Source organism: Brevibacterium oceani, from assembly GCF_017948325.1.
Taxonomy (GTDB): domain Bacteria; phylum Actinomycetota; class Actinomycetes; order Actinomycetales; family Brevibacteriaceae; genus Brevibacterium; species Brevibacterium oceani.
In genome coordinates this window covers 493,956-508,532 of record NZ_CP072846.1, presented here as the reverse complement: position 1 = coordinate 508,532, position 14,577 = coordinate 493,956, and the positions used below count along the sequence as shown (strand labels likewise).

Below are 14,577 nucleotides of genomic sequence, written 5' to 3'. Positions count from 1 at the left end.
GTGATCGGCTGACCGACGACGGTCATCCGGATCCATTCTGCAAGCGCGTTGTCCTCCCGGATCACTACGGCATCCGGGCGATGCGGCAATCGGCTGACTCCCATCTGATCCTGCACTGATTTCATCGGTCAGCACGGGTCGATTCGATCACCACAGAGCTGGCCCTCACCGATCCACTCACCCTCATCGCGCTGCCTCGGGTGCCTCCACACTTCTTTTCTGGAGCACCGCCATATGCGAACCCATCCACGTTCGACTCAATCACGTTCATCACATGGAGGCCGGCACGAACTCGGCCAGAACTTCCTGCGTTCACGCACCATCATCAACACGATTGCGAGCCTGGCTCGCTCCACCTCGGGGCCGATCATGGAGATCGGGCCCGGCGACGGAGCAGTCACGGCCGAGCTCTACCGGCTCGGACGCCCGCTCACTCTCGTCGAACTCGACGAAACGAGGCTTGATCACCTTGAAGACACATTCCCGCGGGCAGAGGTCCGGCACGACGACATCCTGACCACCCGGCTCGACCGGCCGGTCATCGTCGGCAATCTGCCGTTCCACCTCACCACTCCCATCCTCCGCAGGCTCCTGCGCGCAGACCGGTGGCAGCAGGCCATCCTGCTCACCCAATGGGAGGTGGCCCGCAAACGCGCCGGAGTCGGCGGTTCGACCATGATGACCGCCCAGTGGTCTCCCTGGTTCGACTTCCGCCTCTCACGACGCGTCCCCGCCGACGCGTTCGCCCCGAAACCCAGCGTCGATGGCGGAATCCTCACCATCGACCGCTGTTCCACCGGCCGGATCCCAATGAAGGAACGCGCCGACTATCACCGATTCGTCCATTCGGTCTTCACCGGCCGTGGGCGAGGAATGAAAGGAATCCTGACGAAGATGAGCATCACCGATCAGCGCAGCCTGCAATCGACCATGGACCGCAACGACGTCAGAGGAGACACCTTGCCCAAAGACCTCACCCCCGAGCAGTGGGCCGGACTCTACACCGAGCTGAGCAGCGGTTCGGACCGAGCACACACCGCTCATCAGCCGAAATCTGCACAACAGAAGAAGAATTCACAGAAGGGAAACACCATGCGAAACAACAAAGGATCAAAGACGAGCCCCATCGCCGAGGCGGCTGCTGAGAAGCCGGTGATCACCGGAGAGATGCCCATCATCGGTGCCGAACAGGCCACCGAGAAGCTCCAGGCGTCCATCCCAGGGGCTGATCCGAAGGCGAAGAGTCACGACAAGGGACACCTGCAGGCCGAACGCGGATTCATGAATCAGCATCAGAAGCCGCAGAAGCCCCAGCCGAGGTGGAACCTGCCGCGGCGGTGAACCGCTCACAGGGTCGAACCCCAGACGACCGTGAGCCGACGAAGTGAACAGCTGCGGCCCGGCGACTCCAGGGAACTGGAAGTCACCGGGCCGCAGCACTTCCGCTTTCGAACACTTTTATGAGAGCATGAAAAACAGGCGCATAGGAGGATCGGAAATGACTGGAACAGAGCACTCGCTCACGGGCGACGATCCACGGCGGGTCCGGCAGGGTGCGGACGCACTGCAGCGGCTGAGTGAACTCGCCATCAATGCCGAGGCGATCATCACCGCACTCAGAGCCGGCGAACTGAGCGCGCGACAAGCCGACGAATTCAGCCCGGTGACTGCCGCTGGCACACAGCAGTGGAACGGCACCGTGCAGGAGCTCAGACGAAACCTGGCGATCGACGGTTGGCTTGTGAGGAATCCGAACAACTCGCCCAGGATCGTCCGCCCCGATGGACAATTGTCCATTGCTGTCGTGTCGGGCAACCTCAACACCGGAATTCCCTTCAAGGAGCCGAGGAACGCACATCTGCTGGGTCCGACTGTCGATGCCTCGGTAGTCAGCAATCGACTCGGCGAGGTCACTGGTCAGCTCGTTTTCGAGAGCGTCGAAGAGGCGGCGATTGCCGATGCCGCCTCCACACCGCGCCTCGATCCCAACACGTGGATCCTGCTCTACGTCGACGATCCCGTCAATGGTGTTCGAGCCGAGCTGTCCCACCCGGATTCGACTGCCGACAGATTCATCTCGCATTGGCTGGAACGCATCATCATCCCCGGGGAGAATACGATGGACGAGACACTGCCGATCGAGACCCCGGTCGAAGACGTCCATTTCGATATCCGCGAAGCCTGACCGTTCCGAGAAAGCAGAAATCCCCATGCTCAACCCTGCCCGCATCACTCTTGCGCGGGAACTGCGCGGCCTGACCAAGGCTGCCTTCGCCGCCGCACTCGGGGTCAGTTCGCGCACCGTGCGGACCTTCGAGTCCGACGGCGCCCCGATGACACGGGCGGCGGACATGGCCGGGGTTCTCGATGTCAGCGAAGCTTTCTTCAGCCTTCCCGACGCCACGGAAGTCTCCCTGCAGGACGGTTTCTTTCGCTCACTGCGGTCGGCGACGGCATCGCAGCGCGCCTCGGCCCGCGCCTCTGCGTCCATCGGCACGGACCTCTATCGGTTCATCACCGACAGGTTTCAGCTGCCCCACCTCAACCTCCCCGAGGAGGCTCTCTCATCCCCGGAGCAGGCCGCTCGCAGCCTGCGGGCGGCGTGGGGACGAGGCACCGAACCCCTGCCGAACCTCATCCAGCTCTCGGAAGCCCATGGGGTGCGAGTCATGTCGCTGCCGGTGAAGTCTCAGACAGTCCATGCCTTCAGTTTCGTCCGCGATCACCAAGCCTATGTTTTCTTATCGACGGAGAAGACTGCGGAACGATCCCGCTTCGATCTCGCACATGAGCTCGGGCATCTGGTGATGCATACGCACCAACCACTGACAGATGACGCGGACTCGGCGCCGAACCGGGAACTCGAGCGTGAGGCCGACAGGTTCGCTGCCGAATTCCTTATGCCCGAAGAGGCAGTGCTTCCCCGCAGCAGCAGGGAGCCTGCAGTTCCGGAGATCCTCAAGCTCAAGGGACATTTCCACGTGTCGGCGATGGCGATGACGAAGAGACTCCATACCGTGGGACGTGCCACGGATTGGACGTACCGAAAGAACTGCTCCGAGCTCACCAAACGCGGGTTCAAGGCCGACGAGCCCGAGGGCATGCCGCGTGAGCGCTCACGAGTCTTCGATGTCGTATTTCCCGCATTGCGCAACAAGGGCAATCTCGAAGAACTGCTGTCAAATGAACTGGGCATATCGCTCCCTTTGGTGCATGAACTGTCGTTCGCCCAGGTGCCAATCTCTTTGTCCGGGGGGCGGGAAACAGTCACCTCTGACCGTCCGAAGCTGACGGTCGTCAAGGGATCCGCCTGAAGTCTGCAGTCTTCGGTGTCAGACCATCCGTGTCACCGCCCCCCCGCTACACTGAGAGCACGTTCACGAGTCGTGGCCATCGGTACCTGGCCGGCCACGCGGCAACCCGTCATCGACCGGGTGCCCCAGGGGAAGAACGGGTCCGGGCAGCCAGTCCGGGCAAGCTTCGATCCGGACCTGCGCCGAGCGGCGCTCCCGGGAAGGACGGTCCATCATGACTGCAGACTTCAATGAACATTCCTCGTCCGACAGCGACGATGAGTCCAACAGCAGCCGCGAACCCGGATTCCGCTGGCCGGGATTTGAGAAAGACGAGGCGCTGCACTGGTCGCGTGTTCTCCTGCGTCACTCCCCCGACCCGCAGCGTGCCGGCATCAAGGCGCAGATGTCTGCATCGATCGCGCGCGGTGTCGCCGTCGCCGGACCCGGCTGGGTGAGCACCGCCGATGCTGCCCGCAGCGACGGCTTCACACCTGTGCTCTACCAAGCTCTGTTCGAGGCGCTGGGCACCATCCCACCCGGCTCGTTCCGGTCCCACCCGGGGCATCGGAAGGTGACGTTCAAGACCTATCTGCCCGGCATCCCCTATGAGTCCGAGCTCTGGAGCGACTGGCCGCGTCTCTTCCTCGACGAAGGGTTCGATGCCCATGCGGCCACGGGTCTCACGCTGTTGCGGGCCGAGCCGAAATTTCCCGTGACCCGAGGTCAGGAAGGGTCTTAAGGCGCACTCAGATACACCGCCGAGGCGGCTTCCGGGTCGATTGAGACGGTGGTCTCTGCATCGATGACGACGGACAGGTCCTCTCCCTCCACGGTCACCTCGATGACCTCGACGGAGGCCCCCGGTCGCACCCCCGCCTCGGCGAGCTGTCCGAGAACCGCGGGATCCGCATCGGAGACCCGCAGCACGACGTAGCGACCGGGGGCAGCCTCGGCGAGCAGGGTGGGCGTGTGGGAATCCACGCGCCCATCCGGCCCCGGAATCGGATCCCCGTGCGGGTCCGCGGTCGGGTGCCCGAGGAACACGTCGATGCGGTCGATGAGCCGATCCGAGGCGGCATGTTCGAGGATCTCGGCCTCGTCGTGGACCTCGTCCCACCCATAGCCGAGCGACTCGACGAGGAACGTCTCGAGCAGCCGATGCCGTCTCACCATCGACAGGGCGATCGTCTTACCTTGGGCGGTGAGCACTGGCGGGCGATAGGGCACTCGCGTGATGAGGTCGAGCTCGTCGAGACGCTTGAGCACCTCGGTGACGTTGGCCTTCGTCGTGCCGAACCGGTTCGCGAGCTCCGTGGCCGTCATCGGGTCCCCACCCCATTCCTGGGCCGACCAGATCGCCTTGAGATAGTCCTGGCTGACCTCGGACACTTCGCCTGCACGCATGAGTTCAGTATCCCACGGACGTTCCGAACCTAGCCGATGACCGCAGGCGCCTGGCTCCGGAACCAAGCCGCTCACTTCACCGGTCGTGAACGTTCGGGAACAGATGTTGCGAAACGATTACCTGCCGACCGGCCCTTCGCCGAGGCGGCCCTGCCAGAATCTCAGACATGACCTCCCCTTCCAGCCCCTCCGAGCCGGTGCCCCCGACCGGCGAAGCCGGCCCCACCCGCTCCGGCCCATCCGGCTCCGCTTCCGAGAAGTCCTTCCTCGCGTTCGTCCGCACACCGTTCCTCGCGCTGCGCAGACGACCCGAAGTCAGCCGCGCCCCTGCCACCCGGGGCTCCACCCGTCGCACCCCTGCCGGCCGGTCGAGTCTCCCACCGGCAGATCTGTCCGGGCTGTTCCGCCCCGGCGAGGTCGAGTACGCCCGGCTGCGCAGCCAACCGCCCTTCGACTCCGACCTGTTCATCCTCACCGACCGGCGGCTGATGCGGGTGCGCACCGATGGCTCCGGCGCCGTCGCCCAACTCTCCCAGGCTGCCCCCTGGCAGATCGCGCGCGCCCGCGCCGAAGACTTCCGCAATCATGCGAGCGTCACCGTCGAACTCCACATCGGTGCCACGATGCGACTCGAGGAGACCGCACCGGACGAAGCCGAACGATTCGTCGCCACCCTCGCCGAGGTGGTCGCCCGCGCCTGACCAGGACCGCCACAAGGCTTAGTCGGTTTCCTGAAAAGAGGGGGTGCTGTCTTTGTGAAAATCCTCCACTCGTAAGATGGATCAGGCCCCTTTTCGGGGCCGTCCATTTTTCCCGACCGGAGGTTGATGCGTGCAGGACCCGAACGACGAGAAGTTGAAGCGCCCGGTCGTCGAACGTGAACGGTTCGGCGGCACCGATCGAGCGACGAGAATCAGCAGAGACATCGACCCCGACAAACGGCCCCCGATCGACAGTTCGGAGCTGAGCAAGGGGCCGGCGGAACTCACCGACGAACGTGGCTCTCGGATCAACTGGCGAGTCTTCATCGTCGCTTCGCTCATCATCCTCGCATTCTCCGTCTGGGCCATGCTGATGCCGGGCCAAGCACAGTCGACGATGAAGACGGTCGTGGACTGGATTGCGGAGAACCTCGGCTGGTTCTACGTCGTCACCGTCACTGTCGTCATCGGCTTCGTCCTCTGGGTCGCCCTGTCCAAGGAAGGTTCGGTCAGGCTCGGCCCCGACCACTCCCGGCCGCAGTACAACCTCTTCACCTGGGTCGCCATGCTCTTCGCCGCGGGCGTGGGCATCGACATGCTCTTCTACTCGGTGACCGGACCGATCACCCAATACCTCGAACCGGTCAACGCCACAGCCGAATCAGCCGCCGCCGCACAGGACGCCGTGGTGTGGACGATGTTCCACTACGGCATCGCCGGATGGTCGATGTACTCGCTGCTGGGCATGGCGATGGGCTACTTCGCCTACCGCTGGGGCATGCCCCTGTCGATCCGCGCCGTGCTCTACCCGCTGCTGGGCAAGCGCGTGCGCGGTGCCACCGGTGACGTCATCGACATCTTCGCCCTCGTCGGCACCGTCTTCGGTGTGGCCACCTCGATGGGCATCGGCGTCGTCCTGCTCAACGTCGGCTTCGCCACCCTCTTCGGACTCGAACAGGGCCTGGCCCTGCAGATCGCTCTCGTCATCGTCGCCGTGGTCATGACCGTCGCCGCCTGCACCTCGGGCGTGGACAAGGGCATCCGCCTCGTCTCCGAACTCAACCTCTGGTCATGTGCGGCGATGATGCTCTACATCCTCGTCACCGGCAAGACCGCGTTCCTGCTCAACGCCATGGTCGAAAACGTCGGCCGGTTCATCTTCACCCTGCCCGAACGCACCCTCTCGACCTTCGCCTACGTCGACGGCGGCTCCGAATGGATGGGCGGCTGGACCCTGTTCTTCTGGGCGTTCTGGCTCGCCTGGGGTCCCTTCGTCGGACTGTTCCTCGCCCGCATCTCCCGCGGTCGCACTCTGCGCGAGTTCGTCATCGCCGCGATCACCGCCCCCGTCATCTGCGACTTCATCATCGTCACGATCTTCGGCAACTCGGCCCTGTCGGAGGTCTTCGACGGCAACACCGAATTCGCGCAGACAGCCATCGCCTCCCCCGAACAGGGCTGGTACGACCTGCTCGAGATGTTCCCGGGAGCGACCTTCCTCATCGGCCTGGCCACCCTGTCGGGTCTGCTGTTCTACCTCACATCCGCGAACTCCGGGGCCATGGTGATGTCGAACTTCTCCTCCTCGATCCCGAACCCGGAAGAGGACGGAGCCAAATGGCTGCGCATCTTCTGGGCCCTGGTCACCGCAGTGCTCACGATCGCCATGCTCGTCGCCGGCGGCGTGACCACGATGGAATACGCGACCTTGATCTTCGCCCTGCCGGTGACGATCATCGCCTACCTCGTCATGGCCTCGTTCTCGAAGGTGCTGCGTATGGAGCGCGCCGAACGTGAGGGCCGCATCCGCCGCCGTCGCGCCACCGCGGCCCACGGCGGCAGGGCGCCGGAGAAGACCTGGCGACAGCGGTTGGCCACCCTGCGGTCCTATCCGTCGAAGAAGTCCGTCGAACGCTTCGTCGCCGAGGTGGTCGGACCGTCCCTGACGGCCGTGGCCGCGGAATTCAGCGAACTCGGCTACACCGTCGAACACGTTCAGACCATGGACGAGGACACCGGCATCACCTCGAACACGATCAACGTCGACATGGGCGAACAGCGCGACTTCCACTACGAGGCGGCCGCCGTCGAGGCGAACGTCCCGTCGTTCGGTGCCCGCAACGCACCACGCGGAGACGACCGCTACTACCGCATCGAGGTGTTCACGCAGACCGGTTCGGAGGGCTACGATCTCATGGGCCTGAGCGGTCAGCAGATCATCGACGACGTCCTCGACCGCTACGAGAACCACCTGTCGTTCCTCGCCTACTCGCACGAGCATTCGTACCAATCGGTCGTCACCCCGCCGAGTCCGCCGGCCACGGATTCGATCCCGGCGGTACCCACCTCGGCGGATGACGTCGAAGAGCTCGAAGAGCCGAAGCACTGACCCCATCCCTTCGCCGAGGTGGCCGTGCCCACCCGCAGAGGCGGCACACTGTTAGTGTGCGAGCGGCCTCTGCGAGGTGGGATTCGTCGAATCTGAAACATCATCGGCAAGTCGGGCACCCCCAGATCTGACAGACTCTGAGTATGAAGTTCCGCTGGTCAGCATTCCGCAGAATCCTCGTATACGGTGCAGTCGTCGCGGCCGTGATCACTGTCTACTTCCTCTGGGCAAATACAGGATTCATGGCACAACCGAAGAGCTTCGACGGCGGCACCCTCGATGCCTCGTTCGCCAAGACCCTCGCCTTTCAGCTCTATGGCTCAGTCTGCTTGGTTGCTTTCATCGTGTTCCTGCGGATCAGTCCGCGGGACGGCGATGACTCCGGCCCGGAACCCTCAGTCGCGCAGACGCGCGGATCCTTCACCGGATTCATCAACCAACCGTGGCATATGATTTTCGCTGTCGGTCCGATCTGGGCGGTGATCGGGGTCGCGGCGACTTTCATCTGGCACGCGAGTGCGCAGGACTCTGGGAACCTCGGAACCGTGTGGGGCGACTTCGCGTCCTCACCCTTGCCTGCTGTCGTCATGCTCTTCGCCTACTGGTCTGCGGCCAACCTCAGCTTCATCTGGACGTCGGTCGCCGAGGCGGTCAGCCGCCACCATCGCGGCCTGTACCTGACTATCCTGTCGTTCATGTGGCTGTTTGTCATCGCCGCCTCCTTCTTCTTCGGATACGGAGTGCCGGAGATGCCGACCTGGATTGCACTCGTCGTATGCGGTTTCATCTTGCTGCTGACGCTGCCCGTCCTCGCGGGCACACATTGGTGGGCGGTCGCCCGTATCTCAGGTGATGACCAAGCGGATCCACCGCAGGACCGGGACTTTCAGGACCGGCAGACCGCCGCTGCCAGACGTCAGAGGGCACGATCCGACAGGGCGCGGGAGGGCGAACCGCCATACGATCTGCTCGCGGCCAACGAGAAGCTCTACCTATATCACCTCAGCGATCGCGGTCGCGAACCGCAGATGATCGTGCTCACAAACACCCGGATCGTCCGTGCCTCCGTCGTCGCCCCGGGCCGATCGTTCGTCCTCGAACAGGCGGAACCGGGTCAGCTGCTCGGCGCCGAGACGACTCACCGCGGTTCGGAAACGGTCACCCTGCTCTACTTCCGGAACCGCCCGGACATGGAACTCGTCGGCGGGGACCCGGGAGCCGCGAGCACATTCGCCGAAGCGGTGACGTCCCTGGCTGCCACCGGCCGTCTGCCGCAGTAGGAGGCATAGGCCGTGGACCTCAGCCAGGTGATCGTGCTTCTCACCGCGAGCGACTACACCATCTCCCGCGAGATCATCCAGCGCGGCTTCGGCGCCCTCTTCTTCATCGCCTTCCTCTCTGCTTTCAACCAGTTCCCGGCGCTGCTGGGAGAGCGCGGGCTCACCCCCGCCCCGCGGTTCATCGCCCTGACCACGGCGGCTCAGGCGCCGAGCCTCTTCCGCTGGCGGAGATGAGTTCAGAAGGAGCGGTGACCGATACGGTCACCGCTCCTATTCGCATTCACTCTGATCTCTCTGCATTCACTCCGACGCAACGGATCCGGAACAACTCCGCGCCCCATGCTTGAGCAGTTCTTGCGATGATGGAGGTATGAAAAGGGACAGACGCTCCACAGGCACAGTGCTCGTGTTCGGGATCGGGTTCACGGTCTTCGCCTCGTTTCCGTTCTTCCTCGCCAATGCCGGCATCAACCCGCTCACCGATCATCGGTTCAGGGGAATCAACCCAGATCAGGCACCTGGTCTCGGAATCGGGGCACTGTTCCTCGTCGCAGCCCTTGCGGCCTTCGTCTTCTACGAGGACAAACCGCCCGCCGGAAGCAGCCGCGCTAGTGCAGACCACGCCGCCGATCCACATGGAGTGAAACGCAGGCAGCCACCCACCGCCTTCGTCCGGGACCCGTGGCCTCGGGTGTTCGCTGTCGGACCGGTGTGGGCCGCCTGCGGAGTCATCGCCACCTTCATCTGGCACACTTTCGCGAAGAACACCGGTGTTCCCGGCACAGTCTGGGGCGACTTCACCGAGTCCCCGCTGCCGGCCTTCGCTCTGCTGTGCGGACTATGGGCGGCAGCGAACTTCAGTCTCACACTCGGGGCCATCGCCGATGCCTTCAACCGCACACTCTGGGCGATCTTCCTCATCGTCTCGGTGCTCATCGCGATTCTGGCCATCACCATCGGTGTCGTGGCCTCGAACCTCCTCACGATGTCACCGCCGGCGGGCCTGGCTGTGACCGTCGCCTGTCTCATCATCACCACGGTCGCTTTGGTCCCGGCCCGCCGGTTCGCCGTCACCCGAGCACGTGCCACCAGCCAGATCGATGCGGCCCACGAAACTCGACTGCAGTCCCTGCTGTCGACGCTTGGCCCGGGTGAGAACCTCATGCTCCATTTCGCCGACAGGGAGAACCCAGCAGGACAGATTCTCGCCGCCACGAATCAGCGACTCCTGCTGGCCGCCCCCACCGGAACCGCCCGACCTGGGCAGATCCACATCCTCGACCGGGCCCATCCCGGTCAGCTGCGCGGAGCCAGCACAGCGTTCCGCCCGGACGGGCACACCACCTCGGTGCATTTCCGGGACCGCCCGGACATGGAACTCGTCGGCGGGGACCCGAGCGCCGCAGATACATTCGCCGAAGCATTGAACTCTCTGGCCACGACCGGTCGACTGCCGCAGGAAGACACATAGTCTATGGACGTCGGCACGGTCACGCAGCTCCTCACCGCGGGTGATTACACCATCTCCCGCGAGATCATCCAACGCGGCTTCGGCGCCCTCTTCTTCATCGCCTTCCTCTCGGCTTTCAACCAGTTCCCGGCGCTGCTGGGTGAGCGCGGGCTCACCCCCGCCCCGCGGTTCATCGCCCTGACCACCTGGGCGCAGGCACCGAGCCTCTTCCGGTGGAAGCGCTTCTCGTATTCGGATCGGCGGCTGCGCATCGTCTGCGTGGTCGGCATGGTCCTGGCCGCCTCGGCGATCATCGGACTGCCCCAGGCCGGGCCCGCATGGGTGCCGATTCCGGTGTTCCTGGCGATGTGGGGACTCTACTTCTCGATCGTGTCGATCGGGCAGCGCTTCTACGGCTTCGGTTGGGAGTCGCTGCTGCTCGAAGCCGGGTTCCTCATCGGGTTCCTCGGATCCGCCGAGGTGGCCCCGACCCTGCCGATGATCCTGCTGCTGCGGTGGTTCGTCATCCGCGTCGAATTCGGGGCGGGCATGATCAAGATGCGCGGGGATGCGTCGTGGCGCGATCTCACGGCGATGGACTTTCACCATCAGACTCAGCCGATGCCGAACCCGGTCTCCCGGCGCGCTCACTTCATGCCGGGCTGGTGGCACAAGGGCGAGACGTTGGGCAGCCATATCGTCCAGCTCGTCGCTCCGTGGCTGTTGTTTCTGCCCCAGCCGGTCGCGTCGTTCGCCGCTGCGGCGATCATCATCACGCAGCTCGCACTCGTCGTGACCGGCAATTATGCGTGGCTGAACTGGGCGACGATCCTGCTGGCCTGCTCCGGAATCAGCGATACGTTCTTCCGCTGGATCGTGGGCGGGCCGTTCCCCGGGTGGGGATGGAATACCGTGGGCTCGATCCTGTCGGATCCCACCGGCGCCGAGGTGGCTGGTGGGGACGTCGGCACCGGGTCACCTGTGCCCGCCTGGTGGCTCATCGTCGTCATCGTGTTCGTCGCGTGGCAGTGCTGGTTGAATGTCCCGGCGCTGCGCAATCTCTTCTCGCCACAGCAGTTGATGAATGCGAGCTTCAACCGGCTCGGCCTCGGCAACGCCTATGGTGCGTTCGGGTCGATGACCGAGACCCGGGAGGAGATCATCATCGAAGGCTGGATCTCCGACGGCGCCGACAGCTCGGGCGATGACGACGCGGACAACGGCGATGCGTACAACGGCGACGCGGACAACGACGATGACGGCTGGCGGGAGTATCAGTTCAAGGGCAAACCCGGTGACGTGCACCGTCGCGCACCCGTCGTCGCGCCCTATCACCTCAGGCTCGACTGGCTGATGTGGTTCGCCGCGCTCGGCGACTACCGGCAGTCCTGGTTCACCGAGCTGCTGCGCCGCATCGGCACCGGCGACGCACAGATCCGCCGCCTCATAGGCCCCGATCCCTTCGCCGGTCGCGCCCCGGACCTCATCCGCGTCCGCGTCTTCACCTACCGCTACGCCACCCGAGCCGAACGCCGTGACGCCGCCGCGGCCGGGCAGCCGCGACCGTGGTGGGTGCGCTCGGACCCGCGGATCCTCGTGCGGCCGATCGATCTGCGAACCGAGCGGCAGAGCTGACGACATGAGCGAACACAGGCGGATCCTCTCCCACGCTCTCATCGGAGCCGTCACGTTGAGCGTTCTGGCGACGGTGCTCTTCTTCGTCTTCAACACCGGGTTGGCGCGCGCATCCAGCACATCGAACAGCGTCATCGACGCCGAGGCGGCCGGACCGCTGAGCTTCGCGTTCATCGGACTCATCACCTTCGTGGCGATCATTTTCTTCACCGGCACCGATCGAGGCGAGGGGCTGAGGTCCGAACTCAACGGTGCCCCGCGAGGTGCCCTCACACTCTTCATACGAGATCCGCTCATCGGGTTGATGAGCATCGCGCCCCTGTTCGGTCTCTTCTTCTCCGCGGCGGCTCTGCTCTGGCGCTCCTTCGCCACCGCACCTGGAACACCCGGAACCGTGTGGGGAGATCTCACGAGTTCTCCGCTGCCCTTCTTCGCCCTGTTCGCGGCGACGATCGCCTCGACGAACTTCGGTCTGGCGCTCGCGGGACTCACCGTTGCCGTGCGCAGCCGGGTTCGGCTCGCACTCACCCTCGTCTGCGCTGATGTCGTTCTGGGAATCGGCGTCGGCGCGCTCTTCGCCTGGTTCTCTGCGGCAAGCACCGTCGTCACTGCCGCTGCCGCTCTCCCCCTGGCTATGATCTCCGTCGTCGCACTGGTCGGGGCGCGCCGCCTGGCCGCCTCGAGCCTCGGTGCCGATGGGCACCTCTCTGCACGTGCCCGCCGGAGGGGTCCGACCCCACCTCCCTATGACGCCCTCGAGCGCGGGGAGACCGTGCTGCTGATGATCGGCAACCGGATTCCGCGTGGACAGGAATTCCTCCTGGCCACCGCCACCCGCGTCGTCCACGCTCGAACGCGCACTGCCGGCCCCACGGAGATCCTCGACGAGGCGGCGCCGAATCAGCTGATCGAAGCGAGCACCCGCATCGACCACGGGCACACGACCGTCGTCGTCCGGTTCCACGACCGACCGGCGATGCGACTGCTCCGGGCCGACACCGAGGAGGCATCCGAGTTCGCACACAGGCTCACCGTGCTCGCCCGCTCGGGAATCCTCCCCGACTGACGGGCCCCTCCAGGGAAGTCCCCGGTCCGCGCGGAAAAGGGCTGCCGAGGCCCACCTCGGCGAAGGTCATTCCACGCCGAGCGCGAGGAGGACGATGAGCACGACGTTGAGGACGATGATGAGCGCCGAGGCGGCCACCGCGATGACCGTGATCCACCGAGCATTCGCGAACTCGCCCATCACCGTCCGGCTGCTCGTGAGCCTGACCAGGGGAATCATCGCGAACGGGATGCCGAGACTGAGCACGACCTGACTGAGTACGAGCGCCCATGTCGGGTCGATGCCGAGACCTAAGACGATGAGCGCGGGGATCATCGTCACCGCACGCTGCCACACGATGGGGATGTCGACGCGCAGCAGACCCTGCATGATCGACGCCCCGGCATAGGAGCCGACCGCGCTCGAGGCCAGGCCGGAGGCGAGCAGGCCGATGCCGAAGAAGAGCCCGACGATCTCGCCGAGGTTGGCCGTGACGACGGCGTGCGCGCCCTCGATCGTGTCGGTGCCCGCCTGCCCGCGCAATGATGCCGCGGCCAGGAGGAGCATCGCGATGTTCACGGAGCCGGCGACGACGAGGGAGAGGACGACGTCCCACCGGCTCGCGCGCAGCAGCTGTCCGGTCGAGGCTGTCGTATCGCGGCGGTGGCGGTCGACCGAGAGTGCCGAGTGGAGGTAGATCGCGTGGGGCATGACGGTGGCGCCGAGCATGCTGGCGGCGAGCACGACCGAGTTCGTGCCTTCGAGTCTCGGCACGATTCCACCGGCGGCTTGTCCCCAGTTCACGTCCCCGACGAACAGCCCTGCTAGAAAGCCGATAGCGATGATGACGAGCATCGCGATGATGACGAACTCGAAGGGACGCTGACCGCGGGTGGACTGGATCGAGAGCAGGAACAGGGACACGACGCCGACGATGAGTCCGCCGAGCAGGAGGGGTAGGTCGAAGAGGATCTTCAGCGCAATGGCACCGCCGATGACCTCGGCGAGGTCGGTGGCGACGGCGACGATCTCGGCCTGGCCCCAGTATGCAAGACGGGAGCGCCGGCGCAGCCGATCGCCGAGGATGCTCGGCAGGGACTGCCCGGAGACGAGCCCGAGCTTCGAGGACAGGTATTGGACGAGAACGGCGATGAGGTTCGCGGCCACGAGCACCCAGACGAGCAGGTACCCGTATTCGGCTCCGGCCGTGAGGTTGGCCGCGACATTGCCGGGATCGACGTAGGCGATGGCGGCGACGAAGGCCGGACCGAGCAGCGCGACCGTGGAGATCTTCTTCGTCCGGCCGCGCCGGTTCCGCCCACGTTCGCTGGTGTGCACTGCTGCAGATGGATCGACGTTCATGAAGTTAAGGTACAT

At 64.9% G+C, this 14,577-nt stretch carries 12 protein-coding genes, 1 pseudogene and 1 riboswitch; of the genes and pseudogenes, 11 read left to right on the top strand and 2 right to left on the bottom strand.

Going from position 1 to position 14,577, the window contains the following annotated elements; genetic code table 11:
• Window positions 1-234: 234 nt before the first annotated feature.
• The 4 genes and pseudogenes from erm to J9314_RS02270 form a co-directional block, all read left to right on the top strand.
• Window positions 235-1,002: pseudogene (erm, locus tag J9314_RS02285) on the top strand (23S ribosomal RNA methyltransferase Erm); the annotation flags it as partial.
• A gap of 496 nt (window positions 1,003-1,498) precedes the next feature.
• On the top strand, window positions 1,499-2,185 hold the full coding sequence (locus J9314_RS02280) for a hypothetical protein (RefSeq protein WP_210604296.1): 687 nt from the start codon (window positions 1,499-1,501) through the stop codon (window positions 2,183-2,185).
• Window positions 2,186-2,210: 25 nt separating this feature from the next.
• Entirely contained in the window at window positions 2,211-3,314 is a 1,104-nt protein-coding gene (locus tag J9314_RS02275) for an XRE family transcriptional regulator (protein WP_210604295.1), read from the top strand.
• Window positions 3,315-3,375: 61 nt separating this feature from the next.
• A riboswitch (SAM riboswitch) is annotated at window positions 3,376-3,486 on the top strand.
• 42 nt (window positions 3,487-3,528) lie between these two features.
• Window positions 3,529-4,035, top strand: coding sequence for a hypothetical protein (locus tag J9314_RS02270; RefSeq protein WP_210604294.1), 507 nt, complete (start codon window positions 3,529-3,531; stop codon window positions 4,033-4,035).
• On the opposite strand, the gene J9314_RS02265 is transcribed toward J9314_RS02270, so the two are convergent.
• A complete protein-coding gene (locus J9314_RS02265) occupies window positions 4,032-4,700 on the bottom strand; it encodes a metal-dependent transcriptional regulator (RefSeq protein WP_210604293.1) in 669 nt (222 codons plus the stop codon). The genes J9314_RS02270 and J9314_RS02265 overlap by 4 nt on opposite strands.
• Window positions 4,701-4,867: 167 nt before the next feature.
• On the opposite strand from J9314_RS02265, the gene J9314_RS02260 reads away from it, so the two are divergent.
• From J9314_RS02260 to J9314_RS02230, 7 genes are all read left to right on the top strand, one after another.
• Entirely contained in the window at window positions 4,868-5,401 is a 534-nt protein-coding gene (locus tag J9314_RS02260) for a hypothetical protein (RefSeq protein WP_210604292.1), read from the top strand.
• A gap of 130 nt (window positions 5,402-5,531) precedes the next feature.
• The gene (betT, locus tag J9314_RS02255) at window positions 5,532-7,790 is read left to right on the top strand and encodes a choline BCCT transporter BetT (protein ID WP_210604291.1); all 2,259 of its coding nucleotides are present in this window, start codon (window positions 5,532-5,534) and stop codon (window positions 7,788-7,790) included.
• Window positions 7,791-8,032: 242 nt separating this feature from the next.
• Window positions 8,033-9,070: a hypothetical protein gene (locus tag J9314_RS02250; RefSeq protein WP_210604290.1), complete on the top strand. Its 1,038-nt coding sequence runs from the start codon at window positions 8,033-8,035 to the stop codon at window positions 9,068-9,070.
• 12 nt (window positions 9,071-9,082) lie between these two features.
• Complete coding sequence (locus tag J9314_RS02245) at window positions 9,083-9,304, top strand: hypothetical protein (protein WP_246490567.1); 222 nt, start codon at window positions 9,083-9,085, stop codon at window positions 9,302-9,304.
• A 136-nt stretch (window positions 9,305-9,440) separates the two neighbouring features.
• Window positions 9,441-10,541, top strand: coding sequence for a hypothetical protein (locus J9314_RS02240; protein ID WP_210604289.1), 1,101 nt, complete (start codon window positions 9,441-9,443; stop codon window positions 10,539-10,541).
• Between the two features lie 3 nt (window positions 10,542-10,544).
• Entirely contained in the window at window positions 10,545-12,155 is a 1,611-nt protein-coding gene (locus J9314_RS02235) for a lipase maturation factor family protein (protein WP_210604288.1), read from the top strand.
• A 4-nt stretch (window positions 12,156-12,159) separates the two neighbouring features.
• Complete coding sequence (locus tag J9314_RS02230; RefSeq protein WP_210604287.1) at window positions 12,160-13,221, top strand: hypothetical protein; 1,062 nt, start codon at window positions 12,160-12,162, stop codon at window positions 13,219-13,221.
• Window positions 13,222-13,287: 66 nt separating this feature from the next.
• Here J9314_RS02230 and J9314_RS02225 read toward each other — a convergent pair whose 3' ends face one another.
• Window positions 13,288-14,562, bottom strand: a complete 1,275-nt coding sequence (locus J9314_RS02225) for an Nramp family divalent metal transporter (protein WP_210604286.1) — start codon at window positions 14,560-14,562, stop codon at window positions 13,288-13,290.
• Window positions 14,563-14,577 lie beyond the last annotated feature (15 nt).

Coding starts and splice junctions, on each gene's coding strand:
- J9314_RS02265 (WP_210604293.1), bottom strand. CDS start 4,700: ATGCGTGCAGGCGAAGTGTCCGAGGTCAGCCAGGACTATCTCAAGGCG.
- J9314_RS02230 (WP_210604287.1), top strand. CDS start 12,160: ATGAGCGAACACAGGCGGATCCTCTCCCACGCTCTCATCGGAGCCGTC.
- J9314_RS02260 (WP_210604292.1), top strand. CDS start 4,868: ATGACCTCCCCTTCCAGCCCCTCCGAGCCGGTGCCCCCGACCGGCGAA.
- J9314_RS02280 (WP_210604296.1), top strand. CDS start 1,499: ATGACTGGAACAGAGCACTCGCTCACGGGCGACGATCCACGGCGGGTC.
- J9314_RS02275 (WP_210604295.1), top strand. CDS start 2,211: ATGCTCAACCCTGCCCGCATCACTCTTGCGCGGGAACTGCGCGGCCTG.
- J9314_RS02270 (WP_210604294.1), top strand. CDS start 3,529: ATGACTGCAGACTTCAATGAACATTCCTCGTCCGACAGCGACGATGAG.
- J9314_RS02240 (WP_210604289.1), top strand. CDS start 9,441: ATGAAAAGGGACAGACGCTCCACAGGCACAGTGCTCGTGTTCGGGATC.
- J9314_RS02225 (WP_210604286.1), bottom strand. CDS start 14,562: ATGAACGTCGATCCATCTGCAGCAGTGCACACCAGCGAACGTGGGCGG.
- J9314_RS02250 (WP_210604290.1), top strand. CDS start 8,033: ATGGCACAACCGAAGAGCTTCGACGGCGGCACCCTCGATGCCTCGTTC.
- J9314_RS02235 (WP_210604288.1), top strand. CDS start 10,545: ATGGACGTCGGCACGGTCACGCAGCTCCTCACCGCGGGTGATTACACC.